The organism is Domibacillus indicus, from assembly GCF_000970685.1.
Lineage (GTDB): Bacteria > Bacillota > Bacilli > Bacillales > Domibacillaceae > Domibacillus > Domibacillus indicus.
On sequence record NZ_LAJB01000013.1, the window covers coordinates 20,032 to 42,238 of the forward strand.

Consider the following 22,207-nt stretch of genomic DNA (forward strand, 5'->3'; position numbering starts at 1 on the left):
ATGAACGACTTGAAAGGTAAAGCATAAAAGAAACGGGAACGGGCACAATTTGAATAATGATTTAGTTTGGGGAGGAAGGTCATGTTGAATACTTCAAGTACATTATCGATATTTGCTTTAGGCGGATTGAACGAAGTCGGAAAAAATATGTACGCCGTGCAATATGCAGACGATATTATCATTATTGACTCCGGTTCCAAGTTTCCGGACGAAAGTTTATTAGGCATTGATTTAATTATTCCGGATATTACATATTTGCGTGAAAATGAAGAAAAGATCCGGGCTTTAATTGTTACCCATGGACATGAAGATCATATTGGCGGTATTCCTTACTTGTTAAAGCAGTTAAATGTTCCGATTTATGCAACACGGATGACATTAGGATTAATCGAAATAAAACTGAAGGAGCATGGGCTTTTAAGGGAAACACAGCTTACGCCAATTGACTCTGAATCGGTTCTTGAACTTGGCACCATGCAGCTGTCGTTTTTCAAAACCAATCACAGCATTCCCGACTGCCTTGGAGTGGCTTTTCATACACCGGAAGGTACCGTGGTTCACACCGGTGACTTTAAATTCGATTTAACGCCTGTCAATGATCAGTACCCCGATATTCACAAAATGGCCGAACTCGGTAAAAATGGTGTCCTGGCTTTGTTGTCAGAAAGCACAAACGCGGAACGCCCCGGCTTTACCCCATCGGAAAAGCTTGTCGGCACCCATCTTCAGGAAGCCTTTAACAAAGCGGAAGGCAGGGTGTTTGTGTCTACCTTCGCTTCGAACGTCCACCGCGTTCAGCAGGTGGTTGACGCGGCGGCCAAAACAAACCGAAAGATTGTACTGCTGGGGCGGAGCATGGTGAATGTTGTGTCAGTGGCCATGGAACTTGGCTATTTAACAATCTCCGAGGATATGCTTATTGATGCAACCGAAATAAATGACTGGGCTCCGGAAAAAATAGCTGTTCTTTGTACAGGAAGCCAGGGCGAGCCGATGGCAGCCTTGTCCCGTTTATCGGCCGGGAAATACCGGCAGATCGAAATTTACCCGGGCGACACCGTCATTTTATCATCATCACCCATACCGGGAAATGAACGCAATGTTGCCCGGATCATTGATAACTTATTTCTGCTGGGCGCTAAAGTAATTTACGGATCGGGCGCCTCGACAGGCATGCATGTATCCGGCCACGCCTATCAGGAAGAATTAAAATTAATGCTGACGCTGATGAAGCCAAAATACTTTATACCGATTCACGGTGAATATAGAATGCTGCACCAGCACCGTCTGCTCGCTCAATCCGTTGGTGTAAAAGAAGAAAATATTTATGTGATGAGAAACGGAGAAGTACTGGATATCAGCGAATCAGAAGCACGGCAAACCCGAAATCTCCCGGCGGGGAATATTTTTGTCGATGGACTTGGGATTGGAGATGTCGGAGATATTGTTCTCCGTGACCGAAAACAGCTTTCAGAGGATGGCATGCTTATTATCGTCATTACCCTGAGCAAATCTGAAAACAAAATTATTTCGGGGCCTGATACTATTTCCCGCGGTTTTGTTTATGCGCGCCAGTCTGAAATGCTTTTAAATGATGTGAATGACATTGTCACGTCAGCATTTAACAGGCTTCAGCAGTCAAATGTAACGCAATGGAAAGTCATGAAGCAAACGGTTAAAGAATCGGTCGGAAAATTTTTATATGCCCAGACAAAAAGACGCCCTATGATTGTCCCGATTATCATTGAGGTGTAATTATAAAAAAGCAATCCCGCACTTATGGACCGGGATTGCTTTTTAATGTACTCAAAGCATGTTTTTGTAAAATGGGCGGCAGAAGCAGAATTTCTATTGGAAATCAATCAATATAGCGTCTCGCCCCGGCATATTCTTGTTTATAGGGAGCTGTATCCATCGGTATAATTTCAACTTTTTTCCCGGCTTTGGGCGAGTGGATCATTTTGCCGTTTCCGGCATACATGGCAACGTGGTGAACACGGCCTTTTCCATTATTATAAGCAAAAAATAACAAATCACCCGGCTTCAGTGCTGACTTTGTCACAGCTTTTCCTGCTTTCGCCTGCTCGGATGCATCCCGTGGAATTTGGATTCCGTGGTACCGGTAAACAGATGAGGTAAAGCCTGAACAATCGTAGCCGTAGGCAGACACCCCTGACCATAAGTACGGAAGGCCTAAAAACTGCTTTCCGGTTGTCAGCAAGGCCGTTCCGGCCGGTTTAGGAATAACCGTGCCCGAACCAAGGATGCGGATATCATTTTTTTTCAGCCATTTGGTGCCATTTGACGGTGTCACCACCTGCACCCAGCTTGCTTCTGATTTGATAATGGGCAGCTCTGTGTTAAAGCTCAATTCCATAAAAGCTGTTTTTTTGTCGTGATACAAAACAGCGGTCTTTGATTTGATGCTTGCCGTCTGGCAGGCCTCGTATGCGGCGGCCCGTGACGTTATTTGCGCCTTCGGGAGCCAGCCCGGATATCCTTTGCTGTTTTTAGCAGTGGTTTGGTCTTTGACCGCTACCTGTGCCCAGCTGCCGCTTGTTTTTAAAATGGTAACTTCCTGTCCGTACAGCGCCTGAGTTTCGGCTTTTCCTGTAAGCCAGAGACGGTCTTTGACAGCAGACATTTTAGCTGTCCATGCTTTCATGTTGACAGGAGTGGAAAGAACATATTGGTCCATTTGCCGTTTTGCGCCTGGTTCTTTCCACAAAGTAGCAACAGAAACATTAATATATGTTTTCTTAACAGCTGTCTTTGCAGAACAATCGGAAGAAGCTGCATTTGAATAGGAAGGGACGAGTGAAAGTGCCAGTACGAAAAACATGATTGCGATCATCACCTTTTTAAAGGCCATATCTATTGGAGCTCCTCTATCTATATGGTAATTTCTTTCATGAATATACCATGATTTGAAAGTATTGTTAATAGATTATTTTACTAAATAGAATAGAGAGAGAATCCAACAGCTTGAAACAGCCGTTTTTACTGTTTTCTTTCATTTTTTTGTTAACAGTGTATGTAAGGGAGCGGGTGACATTGAATGGAAATTGACGGATATAAGACTGCATCATGTATAATAAAAAAAGAAAAGGAGGCGTTTGTATGGGCAGAAAATTACCAGTAAAAGAACAGGTGCTTCTCGCGTATTATGTACAGTACTATTTGAATAACAAGCCGGAAGTGATGTATGAGCTGCATGAACGGATGAGTGAAAACATGGAACCCGCTGTTTATGAAATTGCCATGAATGATTTATTTGATCACGAGCTGATCAACGGCCTGGAAAAAATCCGCCGTTACGATGAAACAGGTGGAAGAGTTATTAAGCCGATGATTACGAACAAAGGAATTCTTTATATTAATAGTGTATTGAATATTCAACCTTACGCAAGTGATGGGGATAAGCTTCAATATGTGAAAAACAGCCTGGCTACAAGCGGCCTGGAGCTGTCTGTTCCGGTGATTGCCGAATACGTCAACGAGGCAGCTGAACAAAGATAAAACCTCTGAAAACAGAAGGATGAGAGTGAAGACAAAGTTAGAAATCAGGCTAATCGAAAACGCCTGTCTTTTAAGGGACGCACCCGATGAAAACAGATCTGGCCTTCTGAGGCCATGGGCAATCGAAGCCGGCAGCCTGAAACCTCTTAAAATAAAGAGGTTTTTTCTATTGATACTTTGGATAAGAACAGAAAAGAGGACGTAAATGTGAAAAACTGGCTAAACATCATTTTAGCTGGAGGTGTGGCTGTTTTATTATCAGCCTGCACATTAGAAGATGTAAATGATGTTCTTGAAGTAACAGAAGAAGTTTTGACAGCAATTGAAAAAGAAGAACAGAATAATAGAAATGCCGATAATTCCCGGGATATGGGAGGCGAAGCAGGGAATCTATTAAAGACGAAAGGCGAGATGAACCCCATTCCGGCAGACCTTGTCCGCCCGGTTGACGGTGATACGGCGGTATTTTCGTTTGATGCGGATTTTGACGGTGAAAAAGATGAGTTCAGCGCTCGTTTTTTGCTGATTGATACCCCGGAAACACGCCACCCTCAGCTTGGCAGGCAGCCATTGGGAGAAGAAGCAAAGAAGCGGACAGAGAAGCTGCTGCAAAGCGGAAGCATAACCATTGAATTTGATATCGGCCAGCGGCTTGATAAGTATGACCGGATTCTCGTATATGTGTATGTAGATGGGGAAAGTGTCCAGGAAAAGCTTTTAGAGGAAGGACTGGCCCGGGTTGCTTATGTGTATCCGCCAAACACGCGCTATCTGGATGAATTTGAGGAAAAGCAGCAAACAGCCAAAAAGAAAGAAAGAGGAATCTGGTCCATAGACGGCTATGTGACGGATCGGGGATTTAATTCAAATTAAGGAGTGGGAAGCATGATTCAATTATGGGAAAACGAAGCGCCATTTCAATTAGAAGGGGAAGAAGTACCCTATATGACAGCTTATCCGGCTGGAACGAAACAGGGGCCGGCCGTTCTGGTCTTTCCTGGCGGCGGTTACCAGAGACGGGCGGATCATGAAGGAGAACCTGTTGCAAAATGGCTGAACAGTCTTGGTGTTCATGCTTTTGTGGTTCATTATCGGGTGGCGCCGTATAAACACCCCGTGCCGCTTTTAGATGCATCCCGGGCAATCCGTTTGGTCCGGCACCGGGCTGGACAGTGGAATATAGATGAGAAGAGAGTCGGTGTGCTCGGCTTTTCGGCAGGGGGGCATCTTGCCTCAACACTTGCGACAAAATATGATGATGGCATCAGTGATGCATCCGATCCGGTTGAACAGCAACCCTCCCGCCCGGATTTGCTTATTTTGGGCTATCCGGTTATTACGTTTGGCGAGTACCGTCATGAGGGGTCAATGGAAAACCTGCTTGGTGCCGGATCATCGGGGGAACAGCGGTTATTTTTGTCGAATGAACGGCATATTACAAAGAATACTCCGTCGGCCTTTCTCTGGCATACAGCGGATGATGAGCCGGTACCGGTGGAGAACAGCCTCTTGTTTGCCAATGCTTTAAGCAAGGCAGGCGTCCCGTTCGATATGCATATTTTTGAACACGGACGGCATGGACTTGGACTTGCAGGTGACCATCCTGAAGCTTCTTTATGGACCGCCGCCTGTGAAAAGTGGCTTCGGAAAAGAGGTTTTTAATGTATCCTCTGCCCCGGCGGCAGGAGACAGGCGCGTTTAAAGAAAGGATAAAAACCAGACAGCATGCCGCTGTTCGTCCGCCGATGCCCGGCTGAACGTCTTTTTCACATAGGGAAGGTGGGAAGAGTCGGCAATTTCCCGGTAGAATTCAGATGTCTCCTGTTCATCCTGGAAAGCAAAAACAATGCCCTGTTTAAATGCTTTCGGGCAAGATTTATTCATTTTTGGGGAAGGGGCTGAGCTGGTCAGGGCATAATAAAGAGCAGCGAACTCTTCATAATGGCGCAGCTCCTCGTCACGTATAGCTAAAATCCGCTTTTTTTGAGATGGGACCGGCGCGAGGTTTGCCAGCTGCTCGTAACAATTAACAGCAGTATATTCTCCGTTTATAGCTTTGGCCAGCTGCTCAATCAGCATGTCAGCAACACGTCCTTTTTACAGAATGGTGATGCCATATCGTATGCACGGGAGCGTTTTTTTGTTAATTTGGACGGGTAAAAGGAGGAGAAGTGAAAGACAAAGGGGGAGAAAAATGAAAGCTATTTTGCTGAAAGAAACAGGCGGGCCGGCTGCTGCGGCTTACATAGAAGTAGAGAAGCCGCAGCCGGAAAACTGTGAAATTGTTGTTAAGCTGAAAAATGCAGCTTTAAACCGGCGGGATGTATTTGTTACATATGGCATGTATCCGGGCATGAAGCTGCCATCCATTTTAGGGGCAGATGGTGCGGGGATCGTTGAATCAGTAGGAGATGATGTGGAAAGCTTGCAGGCAGGTGACGAAGTAGTCATTAACCCCGGTCTTCACTGGGGAGATGACATTCGGTTTAACAGCCCTGACTTTCACATTCTCGGCATGCCGGCTGATGGTACATATGCGGAGTATGTAAAAATATCATGTGAAAATGTGTATAAAAAGCCGGCCTATTTAACATGGCCAGAAGCAGCTGCTATTCCGCTTTCCGCGTTGACTGCTTACCGTGCATTGATTACACGGGGAGAGTTAAGGAAAGGAGATACAGTATTTATCCCGGGCATTGGAGGCGGAGTGTCCCTGTTTGCCCTGCAAATCGCCGTGGCAAAAGGAGCCCGCGTATTTATTTCATCAGGCAGTGACGAAAAAATTGAAAGGGCAAAAAAAATGGGTGCAGCCGGCGGTATAAATTACCGGACAAAAGGCTGGGCCAAAGCAGTGAAAAATGAAATGGGCGGCGCTGATATTATTATTGACAGCGTTGGAGGAGAAACATTTAAAGACTTGATCAAGCTTGGGAAGCCAGGCGGGCGGATTGTAAACTTTGGAGCCACAACAGGACCGGTGCCGGAGCTTGTGCTGCCCCATGTTTTTTTCAAGCATCTTGATATACGCGGTACAACAATGGGCAGTCCGCAGGAATTCGCTGAGATGCTGACATTTTTTGAACATCATGAAATCAGGCCGGTTATTGACAGGCATTTTCCGCTTAAAGAAGCTGCTTCGGCACTTAAATATATGGAAGAGGGCGATTCATTCGGAAAGATTGTCCTCGACATCGAAGAATAGCTTTGTTCACCCCTGCAAAAGGACGCAAACAACAAAAAGGCGGACAGCTTCTAATAAGGACTGTCCACTTTTTTGTTGAATACATATAAAACGGGCTCGTGAAGATGGTCTAATACGAATGAGCCTTTTTTAGCGCGGCGCAGCTGCCGGTACATGGAAAAGTCGCCGGCCGCCCCGCCAATTAAAAAAGCCGAAGTAACAATCAAAACAGTACTGTTCAGCCAGATTCCTGCTATAAACGGGAGCATGCCGGTTACCCAAAAAGGCAGGAGCAATGCTTTTTTCATTGCCGAAACAGGCAGCACCTTTTTTGTTCCGGCATAAGCAACCCCGAGTTCCCGATTGATTCCGTAAACAAGATCGTTTTTTTTGCATTTACCCCAGATCATAAAGCCGATTAAATGAAAAGCCTCATGTAAAACAATCAGCAGAATATACAATACCGCCCATAAAAGAATTCCCCGTATAGAAAAAGAGAAGCTGCTTTCCTCATGAACAAGGACGGCAGCAAAAATACCAATTACAACAAAAACGAACGTAAGCAAAATCGCATAAATATGGATTCTTTTTATATTTAACGTAATAACCTGGTCCGGGTTATGCGGAGGATACATAGAATCCGTCCTTCCATTGCAATTTTTATTCGGCTATTTCCAGAAGTGTATGTTTCTTCAGGCCGTTCCTGCTGCATGCTCGCGTTTTGAGCGTTCTTTTACTTTTTTCGTATACCAGCTGTGCAGGATCATTCCGATGATAATCAGCACGATGCCGCCAGATGCAGCTGGTCCTGGAAATGCCGCCTGGAAAAGAAGAACTTCACCAATAACCGTAAACAAAACCTGTGCGGACTGGGTCGCTTCCACAGAAGCAAGCAGGCCGGGATTGTGGCGGGAGCGGTCCGTTGCAATAAAAAAGAGTGTGGTTGCAATGACGCCGGATGATAAGCCGACAATAAAGGTCTGCAAAAGCTGGCTTGAAGATGGAGGGCCGGCTGTTGCCCAGCCAAATGCGCTGACTAAAATCCAAAACGGCAGGCTGGCAAGAATCATGCCCAGAATACGTGAGAACGTATCAAGGCGGCCGCCGCAAAGCTCCATCATTTTCCGGTTGCCAAGCGGGTAAGCAAATGCCGCAATTAATACCGGAAGCACGCCTGTCACAAATCCGGACCACGTTAAGCCGTTTGATTTTTCAAATTGCAGCAGCGCAACGCCGGCTAAAATGATACAGGAAATCGCCAGTGCGCCGAGCGGAATTTTGTGGCGAATGACATGTCCGTTTATTTTTTCTGTAAACAGGGGTGTTAGAAGAACGCCGGCAACAATCGTCAGCTGCCATGTGCCGCCGACAAGCCAGCCTGGTCCGGAGGCCGCGGCATATGTAATCGGGGCATAAAACAGGACGAAGCCGAAAAAGCTCCAGACGACCCATGCAGCAGGGTGGCGTTTCATCTCTTCAAACAGTGGACGCAGCCTGCCGCGCATGGCGACAATCAAAACAAAAAACGGCAGCATAAAGAAAAACCGGAGAGAAGCACTCCACATCCAGCTTCCGCCTGACAGCTCCATCGAACGGTTTAAAATAAACGTTACGGCAAAAAACACAGAAGCTAAAATGCCAATAGCTATTTCTTTCATAGAAGCACCTCTTTCCTGGTGCCTGTCCGCCTTTTTATTTACTTGCTGTTAATGACAGGCGGTGAAAGACAGGCACCGCGTTATGTATGTTAAAATCATACCATATTGACAAATATAAGGGGGAATTTCATTGAAGGCAATTGTACACGAAGGAGCTGCAGGACTTGATGGTGTATCCTGCCGCGATATGCCGGAAGCAGTGCCAAAGCAGGGAGAGATACGGGTCCGGCTAAAGGCAGCCGGATTGAATCATCGTGATTTGTTTGTCCTGCATCGCCATAAGGAAGCCGAGCCGCCGCTTATTATCGGCTCGGACGGCGCAGGAATTGTCGACGCAGTCGGCGAAGGAGTCACGTCCGTCACCAAAGGCGATAAGGTAATCATCAATCCAGGGATAGGCTGGCCGGAAAACAGCGAGGCGCCGCCTGCCGGGTTTGAAATTGTGGGTCTGCCGTTTCACGGCACGTTTGCTGAATCGATTGTGATTTCCGCGGAAAATGCCGTACCGAAACCGGCCCATTTATCATGGGAAGAGGCAGGTGTTTTATCACTTGCGGCTCTGACAGCTTACCGTGCCCTGTTTACGAAAGGAAATATAAAAGCGGGTATGACCGTGTTAATCCCGGGTATTGGCGGCGGAGTGGCCACCTTTTTGCTTCAGTTTGCCAAAGCAGCCGGCGCAGCAGTATACGTTACCTCCCGTTCAGAGCAAAAGCGGCGGGAAGCGCTAAAGCTTGGCGCGGATAAGGCGCTTGACTCTGCTGCTGACTGGGCAGAAGCGCTTGGTGGAGAAAAAGTCGATCTTGTGATTGAATCAGTGGGTGCAGCCACATTTAACCAGTCACTGGAGCAGCTGAAAAAAGGTGGCACTATTGTCACATTTGGCTCTTCAACCGGAGATGAAGTAACGATTAATCTGCGTAATTTCTTTTATGGACAGTTCCATATGCATGGCTCAACATTAGGAAGCGGCGAGGAGCTGAAGGACGCCCTTCAATTTATCGAGAAGCACGAGCTTCGTCCTGTCGTGGACCAAACATATAAGTTGAATCAGTTTAAAGAAGCATTTACAAGAATTGAAAACGCCGAGCAAATTGGAAAAATTGCCTTTGCTATTGAATGAATTGCTTTAGTGTGATAAAACTAGTAACAAGATCAAATTAAATAGGAATCACCGCTGGGGGTGCCCATAACAGGGCTGAGAGAGGCGAGCTGCCTTAACCCTTATAACTTGAACCGGTTCGGACCGGCGTAAGGAAGAGGTGTTTTGACGTGTTTTGCTTATTTGTCATCACAGCCGTTTCTTCCTTGTGGAGAAATGGCTTTTTTATGTTTAAGAGAGGAGTGGAGGAATGGCTGAAATCGCACAAATACATAAACAAATCGATGAGCGGAAAGAGGAACTGGTTGATCTTTTAAAAACATTAATCTCGTTTAAAACACCGGCTCCGCCAGCCCGTAACACAGAAGATGCCCAGCAGTTTACAGCTGATTTTTTGGGTGAAAGAGGCTTTGCGGTTGAAAAGTGGGACGTATATCAGGGCGATCCAAATGTTGTTGGCACATTAAAAGGAACCGAGGCGGACAGCTATAAAAGCCTGATCATTAACGGCCATATCGATGTGGCGGAAGTGAATGCAGATGAGAAATGGGATACTGATCCATTTACACCGTTTGTCAAAGAGAATGCGGTTGTCGGGCGCGGTGCAGCCGATATGAAAGGAGGGCTGGCCGGTGCGCTGTTTGCCATTCAGCTTTTCCATGAAGCGGGGATTCAGCTGCCCGGTGATTTGATTTTTCAGTCGGTTATTGGTGAAGAAGTAGGCGAAGCGGGGACGCTGCAATGCTGTAAAAAAGGGTACAAGGCTGACTTTGCGCTTGTCGTTGACACAAGCGGCCTGCATATTCAAGGCCAGGGCGGCGTGATTACCGGGTGGATTACATTAAAAAGTGACAAAACATTCCATGATGCCACGCGCCGGCAGATGATTCATGCGGGCGGCGGGCTGATGGGGGCAAGCGCGATTGAAAAAATGGCAAAAATCATCCAGGGCCTTCAGGAGCTTGAACGGCATTGGGCAGTTATGAAAAGCTATCCGGGCTTTCCTCCGGGGACAACAACGATCAATCCCGCGGTAATCGAAGGCGGCCGGCATGCTGCTTTTATCGCGGATGAGTGCCGGCTCTGGATTACGGTTCACTTTTATCCGAATGAAACGTACGAGAGTGTGGCAAAGGAAGTCGAAGAATTTATCAGAAACATAGCAAAAGGCGATTTGTGGATGCAGGAAAATCCACCGCAGTTTGAATGGGGCGGCACCTCTATGATTGAAGACCGGGGAGAAATCTTCCCGTCATTTGAAGTGGACCCGGCTCATTCGGCTGTTCAAGCGTTAATGGAGGCGCACCATCATGTCGTAAAGGAAAAGCCCGTGGTGGATGTGTCTCCGTCGGTAACAGACGGCGGCTGGCTGGCTGATGCCGGCATTCCAGCAGCTATTTACGGGCCGGGCCAGCTTCGTCATGCCCATGCGGTCAATGAGCGGCTTGATATCGAAGAGCTTGTTCGCTATACAAAAGTGATGGCATCGTTTATTTATAATTGGGCGCATACAAAGAAAGGGGCAGAATAATAAAATGAAGTTTAGTGAACAGCTGCGTGAAAAATGCCTGCCAATCTGGCAGCAAAATCACCATCACCCATTTGTCAGGGGAATGGCTGACGGGTCTCTGAATCCGGAGAAATTCCGTTTTTATATGGTTCAGGATTATTTGTACCTTATCCAGTACGCAAAAGTATTTGCCCTTGGCGCTGTAAAAGCGGATGATCTTGAGACGATGAGTAAATTCGCGGCGCTTTTGGACGGCACATTAAATGAAGAAATGGCGCTGCACCGGCAGTATGCAGCGCGCTTTGGCATTACCGAAGAAGAGCTGGAGCAGGCGAAACCGTCACCCATTACACTTGCTTACACTCACTATATGCTGCATGCAGCACAAAACGGAACCATTGCCGATGTTGTGGCAGCCGTTCTTCCCTGTGCCTGGAGTTACTGGGAAATCGGCAAAGAACTGAGCCAGCTTCCAGGCGCTGCCGAACACGAGCTGTACGGTGAATGGGTCAGCATGTATGCTTCAGAAGAATTCGGACAGCTGGCCCAGTGGTGCATTGATTTAATGGATGAGCATGCTGAAGGCAAATCAGATAGAGAGCGCGCAAAGCTGGAAGAGATTTTTTTAACTACAACCCGGTTTGAGTACATGTTTTGGGAAATGGCTTATAACGGAGAAATGTGGCCGGGTGATGCGTAAGCCGGTGCTTGAATTTCAAGATGTGTCCTTTTCATACGAAGGAAAAAAACCAATCCTCAATCGCTTTCATTTAACTGTTTATGACCGGGAATTTATTTCAATCATCGGGGCAAGCGGATCGGGAAAAAGCACGCTTTTCCGCTTGGTTACGGGTCTGGAAAAAGAGGAGCACGGCCAGATCAGGCTGAACGGTGAACAGCTCGAAAACCGCCATGGCGAGACCGGCTATATGCCGCAGCGGGATTTGTTAATGCCCTGGCGGACGGTGCTTGAGAATGCAGCCGTTCCGCTTGAGCTGGCGGGAGCGGGGAAGAAAGAAGCGGCAAGCCGGGTACTGCCGCTTTTGAAGGAATTCGGTCTTGACGGTTCAGAATACAAGTATCCATCCGAGCTGTCCGGCGGCATGAGGCAAAGAGTCTCATTCCTGCGGTCCATCCTAACAGGCTCAAATATTTTGCTGCTGGATGAGCCATTTAGCGCGCTTGATGCCATTACAAGGCTGTCTATGCAGGAATGGCTGCTTGCCCAGTGGGAGAAGCGTGAAAAAACCATCTTGTTTATCACACACGATGTGGATGAGGCGCTTTTTTTATCTGACCGTATTTTTGTGTTTCAAGATACGCCGGTACATACGCTTCAAGAAGTAAAAGTGCCGCTCAGCCGCCCCAGAACACTGCGGGATTTAAGTGATCCGGCTGTAATGGAGTTAAAGAATAAACTGATCGGCCAGCTGCGGGGCGGGGTGGAAAAGTAATGATCAGAAAATATGGGCCAGCTGCGTTAGTTGTTGCTTTCCTGTTTGGAGTATGGGAGCTGGCAGCACGGCTGAAAAATCTGCCGTTTATTTTCCCGCCTCCATCAGGAGTAGCGGTTCGGTTATGGGAACTGAGAGAAACGCTCCTGCTTGACCACCTGCCATCTACCCTGGCAATTATTTTAATCGGCCTGGCGATCTCCATCGTGCTGGGTGTGGCGCTTGCCGTCTGGATGGCGGTTAGTGAAACGGCGGAGCGGGCCTTTTATCCGCTTGTTATTTCGTCACAGATGATACCGACCATCGCACTGGCGCCCATTTTTATTATGTTTTTCGGCTATGGTATTTGGAGCAAGGTTATCGTTACAGTACTTATTACGTTTTTTCCCATTACCGTCAATACATTTGACGGACTGAAATCAAGCAGCAAGGAGCTGCGGGAATTAATCCTGACAATGGGAGGCACGAAAAAAGACATTTTTTTAAAGGTGCAGGTACCGTCGGCGAAGCCGCATTTTTATTCGGGCTTAAAGGTAGCTGTGACGCTCAGTGTCATCGGTGCGGCAATTGGGGAATGGCTCGGGGCACAGGCCGGGCTGGGCTACTTCAGCCGCCGGATGATGAACCAGTTTGACGGCGCCGCCGTTTTTGCACCAATTGTTCTGCTGTCGGTTGTGGGCATCGTATTATTTTTAGTTGTAAAAGGGCTTGAAAAGCGGTCACTGAATTGGAGGAATAAAAAATGAAAAAATGGACAGCGGGTATTCTGGCAGCGATGCTGCTTGCAGGCTGCGGATCAAACGCACAGCAGGAAGAAGGAAAAGAAGAAACAGCGGGAGGGAGCAAGGAGCTGCAGGATGTCAGCATTATGCTTGACTGGTACCCGAATGCGGTACACAGCTTTTTATATGTTGCGGAGGAAAAAGGATATTTTGAAGACGAAGGCATTGATCTTGATATCCAGTTTCCGGCAAATGCGACTGACCCGATTGCCATGGCGGCATCTGACCAGGTAACACTTGCAATTACCTACCAGCCGGATGTTATTGTGGCGCGGACAGAGCAAAATGTCGGCGTAAAATCAGTCGGCGCAATTGTGCGTGAGCCGTTAAACCGGGTTGTATCACTTGTGGAAAGCAAGATCCAGTCACCAAAAGACCTCGAAGGAAAAACAGTCGGCTATACAGGCATTCCGCTCAATGAATCGATCGTGAAAACAATGGTGGAGCAGGATGGAGGAGATCCATCCAAAGTTGATCTGATTGATGTGGGCTTTGAATTGAACTCAACCTTGATCAACAAAAAAGCCGATGCTGTTGTCGGCGCATATATTAACCACGAAGTGCCCCTCTTAGAATTTGAAGGGTACAAAACAGCCAATTTTGATTTAACTGAATACGGCGTACCGTCATTTTATGAACTGATTGCCGTAACAAGCGATAAAACATGGGACGAAAACCCGGAATTAATTCAGGCCTTCTGGCGTGCTGCTGAAAAAGGATTTGATGATATGAAAGCAAGTCCAGATGAAGCACTGGATATTTTAATGGAAAACCAGGAAAAAGAAAACTTTCCGCTTGAAGAAGAAGTTGAAAAAGAAAGCATGAGTATTTTGCTGCCGTTAATGGAATCAGAGCAGGGCTTCGGTTACCAGGAAGAAGACACATGGAAAAAAACAGCTGACTGGATGAAAGAAACCGGCTTAATCCAGAAAGAGCCAAACGTTGATGAGCTGTTTGTAAACATGGCTGAATAAAAGGTTTTAGCTGTGTGATTAATCGTGCGGTTTAAGGCTGGCGACAAACTGTATTGGTTTAGCTGTATAATAAATGAAATTGTCTACAAGCTAAGACTGGCGGCTTTGCCGCCAGTTCTTTTATGTTATTAAAATAAAAGGCTGTCTATATTTTCTCCAGGTTAAATCTAGCTTATTGTGGCTTTTTGGTATAGGCCGGATGACAGTGCTCTTCTAACTATTAAAAGAAGGCCGCCAGGCGAAGCGGGCTGTCATAAGGAAAGTTTGTACAGGAAATCTTTTGGAGTTTAGCATATTTTGGGTTCTCGGCAGTATTAGGAGAAGAAAAAAACGGGAATGGATAGGAGGAGAAGCCAAAAAGTTTACAAAAGAACTGCTGGCAAGCAGGGATAAGGAAGTGGATGATTTGAATAATGAACATCAGCCAGCCGGGCTTATAGAGGTAAATGGACTGGAGCTGTATACAGAAGTATGGGGACCTGAAGATGGAGAGCTTCTTTTTTTATTGCATGGATTTCCCGAGTTTTCTTTTGGATGGAAGAAGCAGGCTCAAATGCTTGCTGATCAAGGATACCGCGTTGCAGTGCCAAATTTGCGGGGGTATTATAACAGCAGCAAGCCCGAAAAAATCAACGGATACACACTGGAAGAAATAGCAAAGGATCTTATTGCACTAGTTCACTTTTTTCATAGAGAGCAGGCAATAATGATTGGACATGACTGGGGAGGGATTGCTGGCTGGTTTTTAGCATCTTCTTATCCGGATTATGTTAAAAAACTGATTATTTTAAATGTCCCTCATCCAGCTGTTTTTGCCAGGGTGGCGCCGTTTTATCCTCCGCAGTGGCTGAGAAGTTCCTATATTCTTTTTTTTCAATTGCCTATTTTGCCTGAGATACTCCTAAAACAAAATCATTACCGGTTATTAAAGAAAATGATGAAAACTACCGCCCGCCCTGGAACATTTCCGCCAGAAATTCTGGATGCCTACCAGAAGGCCTGGGAAAAAGAAGGTGCCCTGACAGGAATGCTGAATTGGTACAGAGCAATACGCCGCCAGCCGTTTTTTACTGTTCCGGCTCCGGATCCAGCCGTTCCAGTCCGCATGATCTGGGGGCGGAATGATGCCGCTTTATCACTTAAATTAGCAAAAGAAAGCATGAAGAGCTGCGGGAATGGAGAGCTTGTTTTAATTGATGAAGCTACACACTGGCTCCATCATGAATACCCGGACATAGTGAATTACTGGCTTGTCCGGTTTATCGAAAAAGAATAATAATTTAAAAAAGACGGAAAATTCAAGCGCTAAGAACGATTTTCGTGTAAAATGCAGCTAGAAGAGGCTTGCTTCAAAGGAGGAGACAACAGTGTTAACGAATGATCTTGATTTTCGTCTGGAACCAAGACTGAGAGAATTATATGAGGAACATAAAAAACGTTCTGCTAAAATAGACTGGGGCTACCATGAATTTTTGCCGTGGGATAAAGCGCAGGATTTCCGCCGTGTACCATGGGACCCATCGCAGGTTACCCTGCCGCCAAGTATTGTAACAGCAATTGAAACCGCTCTTTTAACAGAGGTGAACCTGCCCTGGTTTACGTCACACCTTGCACAGACCTTTAAAGGTTCACTAACGATTATCCAGGATTTTGTCCATACATGGACGGCAGAAGAGGACCAGCACTCTAATTTACTGGAAACATACTTGCTTATTACACGCAGTGTTGACCCGAAGCGGCTTCACGAGCTTCATAAAATGACGGTTGAGAACGGCTGGGAGCCGGACTTCCATACACCATTTGAAACGATGGTCTATACATCGCTGCAGGAGCTTGCGACAATGGTGTTTTATAACAATGTGGCCAAAGAAGCAAACAAGCATGATCCGGACCTTGGCAAATTGCTAAGACGCCTTGCTAAAGACGAAACACTTCATTATGCCTTTTACAGGGATGTTATTAAATTCCATCTGCAACTGGAGCCCAATTACTGCTACCATCTCGGATATGTGATTAAAAACTTCCAGATGCCGGGAGCAGTGATGCCTGATTTCGATGACAGAATGTCGATCATTGCAAAAGAAGCCAACTATGGGCCGCTTGAATATTTCGACCAGGTGCTTGACGTTATTATTAAGTACTGGGACATTGAAAATTTGCGTCCGATTGCTCCGGAAGCGGAAAAAGCGCGGCTTGATCTTTTGAAATACCATGCCCGGATGAAGCGTGTTAAAGAGCGGTTTATGCGTTCAGGCAAGTAGTTTTTTCGTGAACAATATGAATAAAAAGAATTAAATGACAACAACCTGTTTCTTGATGGGATGCTGTGTTACGCTAACTGCATCCCCTGATGTGAACGGAAGTGTCTCACATCCCCGGGAAAACGAAGCGCCGCGCTTCGTTTTCTTTTTTTTATAGCAAATGGAGGCGTTTTCAAGGTGTCAGTCTTCACGAGTGTAATGATTCAAATTATTTTACCGATGTTTTTGTTAATTGCGGCCGGGGCTTTTTTACACCGAAAATACGATTTGCATATGCCGACGTTATCAAAGCTTACGATTAATTTCTTTTTGCCTCTGGTTTGTTTCATTAACATATATGAAACGGAATTATCAGGCAGGACAGCGGGAATTGTTTTAATTTATCTGCTGCTGTTTAACGGCCTGTTAATTGCAGCGTCAAAAATGATTTCCAGGCTGGCTGGATTCGACAAAAAACTGTCATCGAGTTTTCAAAACAGCGGTGTTCTAAGCAATTCCGGAAATTATGGTTTGCCGGTAAGCGGGCTTGTATTCGCAGCAAATCCCCTCGGCTTATCAGTTCAAATTATTATTTCAATCTTTCAAAATCTGCTCACCTATACGTGGGGGTTTTACAATTCTGTCTCTGCTTCTGCCGAAGGGGAAAAAGTGCTGAAAAAAATAATAAAGCTTCCTGTGCTTCATGCGCTTGTGCTGGCCGTTTTATTGAAAGCAGCTGGAATAGAGCTTCCCCGTTTTTTATGGCTGCCAATCGAAAATGCTTCAAATGCTTTTTTGGCAGTGGCTCTGATTACTCTCGGCGCCCAGTGTGCCTATATGAAAATTACTTCTCTTTCCAGGCCGCTTGTACTGGCCGTGCTGACAAGGCTGTTTCTTTCGCCTGTAATCGGTTTGGCAGTGATTGTGCTTCTGGATGTGCATGGCACTCTGGCGCAGGCAATGTTTATTGCGAGCGCGTTTCCAACCTCGCGAAACAGTGCGCTTCTGGCGCTTGAATATGATAATTATCCCGAGTTTGCCTCGCAGGCGGTAATTGTTACAACTGTGCTCAGCAGCATTACCGTTGCTTTGGTTATTTATTGTGCAAAAATCTGGTTCCCTTTGTAAGCGCCGTTTTTTTCAAACCGCGCTCTTTTTTGTTGTGGTAAAATGGAAAAGACGAGGGAGGGGATATGGATGATTGAAAATTGGATGGCGGAGGTGCAGAAAACGCGCCGTGCGCTTCGCTGCAGCATGCTGGAAACGGTGCTCGATGAATTTGACTCGCGGATTACCGGCCTGAGTCATGATAAACGAAAACATAAGTATCGTCAAATGGCGGAAAATCCGTTTCGGTTTTTCCGGGGCAGTGCTTATTTATTTTATTATGATGTAACGAAAATCCCTTTTTCATTTCATACACCGGACGATAAGCCTACATGGATTCAAGGTGATATGCATGTGGAAAACTTTGGGGCGTTTCAAAACAGCGAAGGGGATATTGTATATGACGCCAATGATTTTGATGAAGGGTATATGGGCTCATACGTATACGATCTGCTTCGTATGACAGTCAGTATTGCCCTTTATTGTGAACAATATGGATTCAGCGGCGCAGAGGACCGGATGCGTGAATTTTTAAGAGCATACTATAAGCAGCTGAAAAAGTTTGTGAGAGGCAAAGAGGACCCTGTTACTCTGTTTTATACTGAAAACAATACAAAGGGGCCTCTCCGTAAAGTGCTGAAAAAGCTTGAAAAACGTGATTCAACACGGCTGCTGGAAAAATGGACGGCCACCGAAGACGGCGCGCGGGCCTTTGGCCTTTCAGAAGAACTCATAGCTGTTACCTTGAAGGAACAGGAAAAAATTAAAGCCGTCTGGCAGGATTACATAAACAGCCTGGATGAAACAGACCGGAAAAAGAGCGAATTTTATGAAATAAAGCATATTGTACGCAAAAACGGTTCCGGCACGGCTTCAATTGGTCTCGACCGCTACTATATTTTAATAGAAGGAAAACAGGAATGTGCAGAGCAGCTTGACGACTTAATTTTAGAAATGAAAGAAGTCCGTGCACCGGTTCCTGCTTACTTTATGCCGTATAATGAAGAATTTTGGCTGAAATACAGCCATCAGGGAGAGCGTGTTGTCACGACCCAGAAAGCAATGCATCACCATGATGATCCATTTTTAGGATTTGTCACAATAGACAACCGTCATTTTTATGTGCGGGAACGTTCTCCTTATAAAAAGCGTGTGAAGCCGGAAGACATTGAAAATGAAAAAGAGTTTGATAAGGTTCTGGAGGTTTTCGGCAGCGTCGCAGCGAAAATACATGCCCGTGCTGATGTTGACATTGAGCATTCACTGCTGGATTACCACAGTGAAGAAGCCATTTTAAGTGCGATCGGCGAAGAATACGAGGCTTTTGAAACTCAGCTTATTTTTATGTCGATGGCGTATAAAGAACGCGTAAAGCAGGATTATGTCCTGTTCTGCGGCTGGCTGAATGAAAAGTTCATTTAAAAAAACTGCCGTATCCGACAGTTTCTGGCTGTTGACAAACGCTTGCTTTCGGCGTCACTTGCCGGCTGTGAATGCTCATGACCTCCAAAAGGTCACTCCGCTTCCCAGCCGGCGGCGTTTCTTGAAAGACAAACGTTTTCAATCAGCCAGCGTTCTAACTTTGTCTACATTTTCAAAACTGCCGTACCCGGCAGTTTTTTTATGAAACAAGCTTTAAGCCAACAACAGCTGCAATAATTAAGCAAATAAAGAAAATTCGCTTTGCGTCACGCGGTTCTTTATACACAATCATGCCGACGAGCGCACTGCCGACAGTGCCGATGCCTGTCCAAACACTGTAGGCGGTGCCCACAGGCAATGACATCATGGCAATAGATAAAAAAAGAAAGCTAAGCCCAAAGCCGCCGATCAATATTGCCCAGGAACGAATATTTTTTTGTTCGCTGACCATATTCATGCCCGCCACTCCTACGACTTCCAAAAGCCCCGCTGCAATTAATAAAACCCACGTCATGAGGCTGCCACGTCTTTTTCAGCAGTTACTGATTTTAATCCAATAATGCCGACGAGAAGAACAGCAACAAGAATCACCTTAACCCAGCTGAATGGCTCGCCAAACACCGCCATATCGAGCAAAACGGTTCCAGCCGTACCGAGTCCGACAAAGGATGCGTAAACAGTTGCAGCAGGCAGATGGCTGGAACAGTAAATCAACAGGCCGAAGCTGAGCGCAATCGACAATACGGTCAGGAGCCACTCAAAGAGCGAATCGGCATGCTTTAATCCTGCTGCCCACCCGACTTCAAAAAATCCCGCAATCAGCACAAGTAACCATTTTGTATTCATTCATTTTTCTATCCTTTCATAAAGCTTTGTTTATAAATACGCCAGGCCACTTCAAGCCGTTTTTCCGAACGTTCACGAGTTCCGTAGCATAATTCCACAAGCAGGCTGTCCACTATAATTGTGTACATAACCGCAGCGTCTTCAAGGTTTTCAGCAGGCTTTAAAAGCAGCTTTACTTTTCTTTCAAGTGCATGAAGATAAGCCTCATACTGCCTTAAAATACGTTCTTTTAAAAAATCCGGCGGGAAAAATGAGCTTGCTAAAAAACAGCGGAACAGCGGATCCTCGCTATAAAGAAAAAGATAAGATTCCAGCAGGTTATATAAATGGCCTGCTTGCTCGACGCGATTCATCTCTTCATTGAACGCATCCTGAAAGACACACTCAAATAACTGCTCCTTGCTTTTATAATGTGCGTAAATAGACGGCTTTTTTATGCCAACCTTTTCACTTATTTGAGCAAGAGACGTACCGGCATATCCATATTCCGCAAAAAGCGAAGCAGCGGCTTGTTTAATCGTTTCTTTCATCTTTATCCCTTCCTAACGGTCGTTAGTTAATATAGTACCATTGAGTCACTTATAAAGCAAAAATCCCGCCTGAAAAAGGCAGGATCAGCATTATGTTGTATACTCACCGTTAATTTTTACGTAATCATACGATAAATCACAGCCCCAGACGGTGGCCGAGCCTTCTCCATGACCGAGCGAAATATTAATAAGCACTTCATCTGTTTTTAAATAGTCTTCCAATTCTGCCCGTTTGTCTTCGGCAGGCATGCCATCCTTGAAAACATGCACGTCCGCGAAAGAAACCGAGACAGCCGAGGTATCTACCGGATCTTCTGAATTTCCGATCGTTGACATAATGCGTCCCCAGTTGGGATCTTCTCCAAAGATTGCGGTTTTAACAAGCGGTGAATTAATGATAGATTTTCCGATTTTTTTAGCGATTTTGTCCGTTTCAGCACCGGATACCCGTACTTCAACGAGCTTTGTCGCCCCTTCTCCATCGCGGGCAATTTCCTTTGCCAGCTCAATGCAAAGATCCGTCAGCACAAGCTGGAATTCGTCCAGGTCTACCTCGCCTGCCAGGCCATTTGCTAAAATAGCCACTGTATCACTTGTGCTTGTATCCCCATCAACCGATACACTGTTAAACGAAACGTCAACTGCCCTTTTCAGCATTTCTTGCAAATCAGCTGGCTCGATTTTTGCATCCGTTAAAATATAGCTGAGCATGGTGGCCATATTCGGCTCAATCATTCCCGAGCCTTTAGCCATCGCAGCAACCGTTGCGTTCCCAAGCTTGCGCGTGCGAAATTTTGGATAAGTATCCGTTGTCATAATTGCTTTTGCTGACTGTTCAAGTCCATCTGCTCTTAACCGGGCTTTCAGGCCGGGAACGGCAGAAACAATTTTTTCAATCGGAAGCGGCACGCCGATAACGCCGGTCGAGGAAGGAAGAACATCAGCCGCATCAATACCGAGTTCAGCGGCAACTGCTTCTGTCATTGTCCGGGCATCTTCAAGCCCTTTATCGCCAGTGGCAACATTGGCATTTTTACTGTTAACCGCAACCGCCTGCAGGTAGCCGTCTGCTGCATGCTTCTTTCCAATGACAATCGGTGCTCCGCAAAATTGGTTTTTTGTAAACATTGCTGCAGCAGAAGCACGAACGTCTGAATAAATAATAGTAAAGTCAAGTGTATCATCTTTTATTCCTGCATTGATTGAGCAGGATGTAAATCCTTTTGGAAAATAAGTCAAAGAAAATCCTCCTAGTGTTTATTTCGATGCTTTTATTATACAACGAGTGACTGGCAGGGTGAAGAGTATTTGAATAATTATTCAAATTAAATGAATAAGACATATTGACATCTAAAAGAAAACAAGTAAGATAAAAGGATGAGATATAAGCAGAAAGGGTGAGAAATCATGATCGAAGTATGTAAAGCGGTACTGGCTGACGTAGAGCAAGTATTTGAGCTCGTGAATCATTATGCAAATGAGGGGCTGATGCTGCCCCGAACAAAAGATTCACTCGTTTTAAACTTGCAGTCTATTTTTGTCGCTAAAGAAAAGGGAGAAATTCTTGGCGTGGCCAGCCTGGCGATACTTGGTCATGATCTTGCTGAAATTCGTTCGCTCGGTGTGAAAGAAACGGCAAAAGGCCGCGGTGTTGGAAGAATGCTCGTTGAGCGTGTAGTAGAAGAAACAAAGCTAATCGGCATTCCAAAGCTTATTTCGCTTACGTACCAGGTTGAATTTTTTGAAAAATGCGGCTTTGAAGTAATTCAAAAAACAGAAATGCCGCAAAAGGTTTGGACAGACTGCATTCACTGTCCGAAGTTTCCAAGCTGTGATGAAATCGCTATGGCAATTCAAACAGCATAATAAAAATCGGCTGTCT

General features: G+C 45.8%; 24 protein-coding genes and 1 riboswitch. Of the genes, 16 read left to right on the forward strand and 8 right to left on the reverse strand.

The genetic code is table 11. From position 1 onward, the window contains the following. Positions 1–81 precede the first annotated feature (81 nt). Complete coding sequence (locus VP98_RS13975; RefSeq protein ID WP_046176018.1) at positions 82–1,755, forward strand: ribonuclease J; 1,674 nt, start codon at positions 82–84, stop codon at positions 1,753–1,755. A 103-nt stretch (positions 1,756–1,858) separates the two neighbouring features. Here VP98_RS13975 and VP98_RS13980 read toward each other — a convergent pair whose 3' ends face one another. Beyond that, positions 1,859–2,872, reverse strand: coding sequence for a C40 family peptidase (locus VP98_RS13980; protein WP_046176019.1), 1,014 nt, complete (start codon positions 2,870–2,872; stop codon positions 1,859–1,861). Positions 2,873–3,120: 248 nt separating this feature from the next. On the opposite strand from VP98_RS13980, the gene VP98_RS13985 reads away from it, so the two are divergent. From VP98_RS13985 to VP98_RS14000, 3 genes are all read left to right on the forward strand, one after another. Beyond that, entirely contained in the window at positions 3,121–3,519 is a 399-nt protein-coding gene (locus tag VP98_RS13985; protein WP_046176020.1) for a hypothetical protein, read from the forward strand. Between the two features lie 207 nt (positions 3,520–3,726). Beyond that, the gene (locus tag VP98_RS13995) at positions 3,727–4,392 is read left to right on the forward strand and encodes a thermonuclease family protein (RefSeq protein ID WP_052712252.1); all 666 of its coding nucleotides are present in this window, start codon (positions 3,727–3,729) and stop codon (positions 4,390–4,392) included. A gap of 12 nt (positions 4,393–4,404) precedes the next feature. After that, the gene (locus VP98_RS14000) at positions 4,405–5,181 is read left to right on the forward strand and encodes an alpha/beta hydrolase (RefSeq protein ID WP_046176022.1); all 777 of its coding nucleotides are present in this window, start codon (positions 4,405–4,407) and stop codon (positions 5,179–5,181) included. 36 nt (positions 5,182–5,217) lie between these two features. Here the strand turns inward: VP98_RS14000 and VP98_RS14005 are convergent, their stop codons facing one another. Further along, a complete protein-coding gene (locus tag VP98_RS14005; RefSeq protein WP_046176023.1) occupies positions 5,218–5,598 on the reverse strand; it encodes a ferritin-like domain-containing protein in 381 nt (126 codons plus the stop codon). Between the two features lie 115 nt (positions 5,599–5,713). On the opposite strand from VP98_RS14005, the gene VP98_RS14010 reads away from it, so the two are divergent. Further along, positions 5,714–6,721, forward strand: coding sequence for a zinc-binding dehydrogenase (locus tag VP98_RS14010; protein WP_046176024.1), 1,008 nt, complete (start codon positions 5,714–5,716; stop codon positions 6,719–6,721). Positions 6,722–6,771: 50 nt separating this feature from the next. On the opposite strand, the gene VP98_RS14015 is transcribed toward VP98_RS14010, so the two are convergent. After that, positions 6,772–7,335: a DUF3267 domain-containing protein gene (locus VP98_RS14015; protein WP_046176025.1), complete on the reverse strand. Its 564-nt coding sequence runs from the start codon at positions 7,333–7,335 to the stop codon at positions 6,772–6,774. 57 nt (positions 7,336–7,392) lie between these two features. After that, a complete protein-coding gene (locus tag VP98_RS14020; protein ID WP_046176026.1) occupies positions 7,393–8,358 on the reverse strand; it encodes a DMT family transporter in 966 nt (321 codons plus the stop codon). A gap of 130 nt (positions 8,359–8,488) precedes the next feature. On the opposite strand from VP98_RS14020, the gene VP98_RS14025 reads away from it, so the two are divergent. From VP98_RS14025 to VP98_RS14070, 10 genes are all read left to right on the forward strand, one after another. Further along, positions 8,489–9,481 (forward strand): zinc-binding dehydrogenase, encoded by a 993-nt coding sequence (locus tag VP98_RS14025; protein WP_046176027.1) that lies wholly within the window; start codon positions 8,489–8,491, stop codon positions 9,479–9,481. A gap of 46 nt (positions 9,482–9,527) precedes the next feature. Further along, a riboswitch (TPP riboswitch) is annotated at positions 9,528–9,633 on the forward strand. A gap of 77 nt (positions 9,634–9,710) precedes the next feature. Further along, positions 9,711–10,991 carry an acetylornithine deacetylase gene (locus VP98_RS14030; RefSeq protein ID WP_046176028.1) on the forward strand — a complete coding sequence of 427 codons (1,281 nt, stop codon included), beginning with the start codon at positions 9,711–9,713 and terminating at the stop codon, positions 10,989–10,991. Between the two features lie 4 nt (positions 10,992–10,995). Further along, positions 10,996–11,670: a thiaminase II gene (gene tenA / locus VP98_RS14035; RefSeq protein WP_046176029.1), complete on the forward strand. Its 675-nt coding sequence runs from the start codon at positions 10,996–10,998 to the stop codon at positions 11,668–11,670. Continuing rightward, positions 11,663–12,424, forward strand: a complete 762-nt coding sequence (locus VP98_RS14040) for an ABC transporter ATP-binding protein (protein WP_046176030.1) — start codon at positions 11,663–11,665, stop codon at positions 12,422–12,424. Before tenA ends, VP98_RS14040 begins: the two co-directional genes overlap by 8 nt. Positions 12,425–12,426: 2 nt before the next feature. Beyond that, the gene (locus tag VP98_RS14045) at positions 12,427–13,170 is read left to right on the forward strand and encodes an ABC transporter permease (RefSeq protein ID WP_046176053.1); all 744 of its coding nucleotides are present in this window, start codon (positions 12,427–12,429) and stop codon (positions 13,168–13,170) included. Beyond that, positions 13,167–14,180 (forward strand): ABC transporter substrate-binding protein, encoded by a 1,014-nt coding sequence (locus tag VP98_RS14050; RefSeq protein WP_046176031.1) that lies wholly within the window; start codon positions 13,167–13,169, stop codon positions 14,178–14,180. The genes VP98_RS14045 and VP98_RS14050 overlap by 4 nt, the downstream gene beginning before the upstream one ends. 280 nt (positions 14,181–14,460) lie before the next feature. Then, positions 14,461–15,456, forward strand: coding sequence for an alpha/beta fold hydrolase (locus tag VP98_RS14055; protein ID WP_407919221.1), 996 nt, complete (start codon positions 14,461–14,463; stop codon positions 15,454–15,456). 91 nt (positions 15,457–15,547) lie between these two features. Next, positions 15,548–16,441, forward strand: coding sequence for an acyl-ACP desaturase (locus VP98_RS14060; protein WP_046176032.1), 894 nt, complete (start codon positions 15,548–15,550; stop codon positions 16,439–16,441). A 177-nt stretch (positions 16,442–16,618) separates the two neighbouring features. Further along, positions 16,619–17,548: an AEC family transporter gene (locus VP98_RS14065; RefSeq protein ID WP_046176033.1), complete on the forward strand. Its 930-nt coding sequence runs from the start codon at positions 16,619–16,621 to the stop codon at positions 17,546–17,548. Between the two features lie 69 nt (positions 17,549–17,617). Beyond that, entirely contained in the window at positions 17,618–18,949 is a 1,332-nt protein-coding gene (locus tag VP98_RS14070; RefSeq protein ID WP_046176034.1) for a DUF2252 domain-containing protein, read from the forward strand. Between the two features lie 199 nt (positions 18,950–19,148). Here the strand turns inward: VP98_RS14070 and VP98_RS14080 are convergent, their stop codons facing one another. The 4 genes from VP98_RS14080 to argJ all read right to left on the reverse strand — a co-directional run bounded on the left by VP98_RS14080 (position 19,149) and on the right by argJ (position 21,564). Beyond that, a complete protein-coding gene (locus tag VP98_RS14080; RefSeq protein ID WP_046176036.1) occupies positions 19,149–19,463 on the reverse strand; it encodes a DMT family transporter in 315 nt (104 codons plus the stop codon). Continuing rightward, on the reverse strand, positions 19,460–19,795 hold the full coding sequence (locus tag VP98_RS14085) for a DMT family transporter (protein ID WP_046176037.1): 336 nt from the start codon (positions 19,793–19,795) through the stop codon (positions 19,460–19,462). The genes VP98_RS14080 and VP98_RS14085 overlap by 4 nt, the downstream gene beginning before the upstream one ends. A gap of 8 nt (positions 19,796–19,803) precedes the next feature. Further along, the gene (locus tag VP98_RS14090; RefSeq protein ID WP_046176038.1) at positions 19,804–20,325 is read right to left on the reverse strand and encodes a TetR/AcrR family transcriptional regulator; all 522 of its coding nucleotides are present in this window, start codon (positions 20,323–20,325) and stop codon (positions 19,804–19,806) included. A gap of 90 nt (positions 20,326–20,415) precedes the next feature. Then, the gene (argJ, locus tag VP98_RS14095; protein ID WP_046176039.1) at positions 20,416–21,564 is read right to left on the reverse strand and encodes a bifunctional glutamate N-acetyltransferase/amino-acid acetyltransferase ArgJ; all 1,149 of its coding nucleotides are present in this window, start codon (positions 21,562–21,564) and stop codon (positions 20,416–20,418) included. Between the two features lie 168 nt (positions 21,565–21,732). On the opposite strand from argJ, the gene VP98_RS14100 reads away from it, so the two are divergent. After that, entirely contained in the window at positions 21,733–22,191 is a 459-nt protein-coding gene (locus VP98_RS14100; RefSeq protein WP_046176040.1) for an N-acetyltransferase, read from the forward strand. Positions 22,192–22,207: the final 16 nt, after the last annotated feature.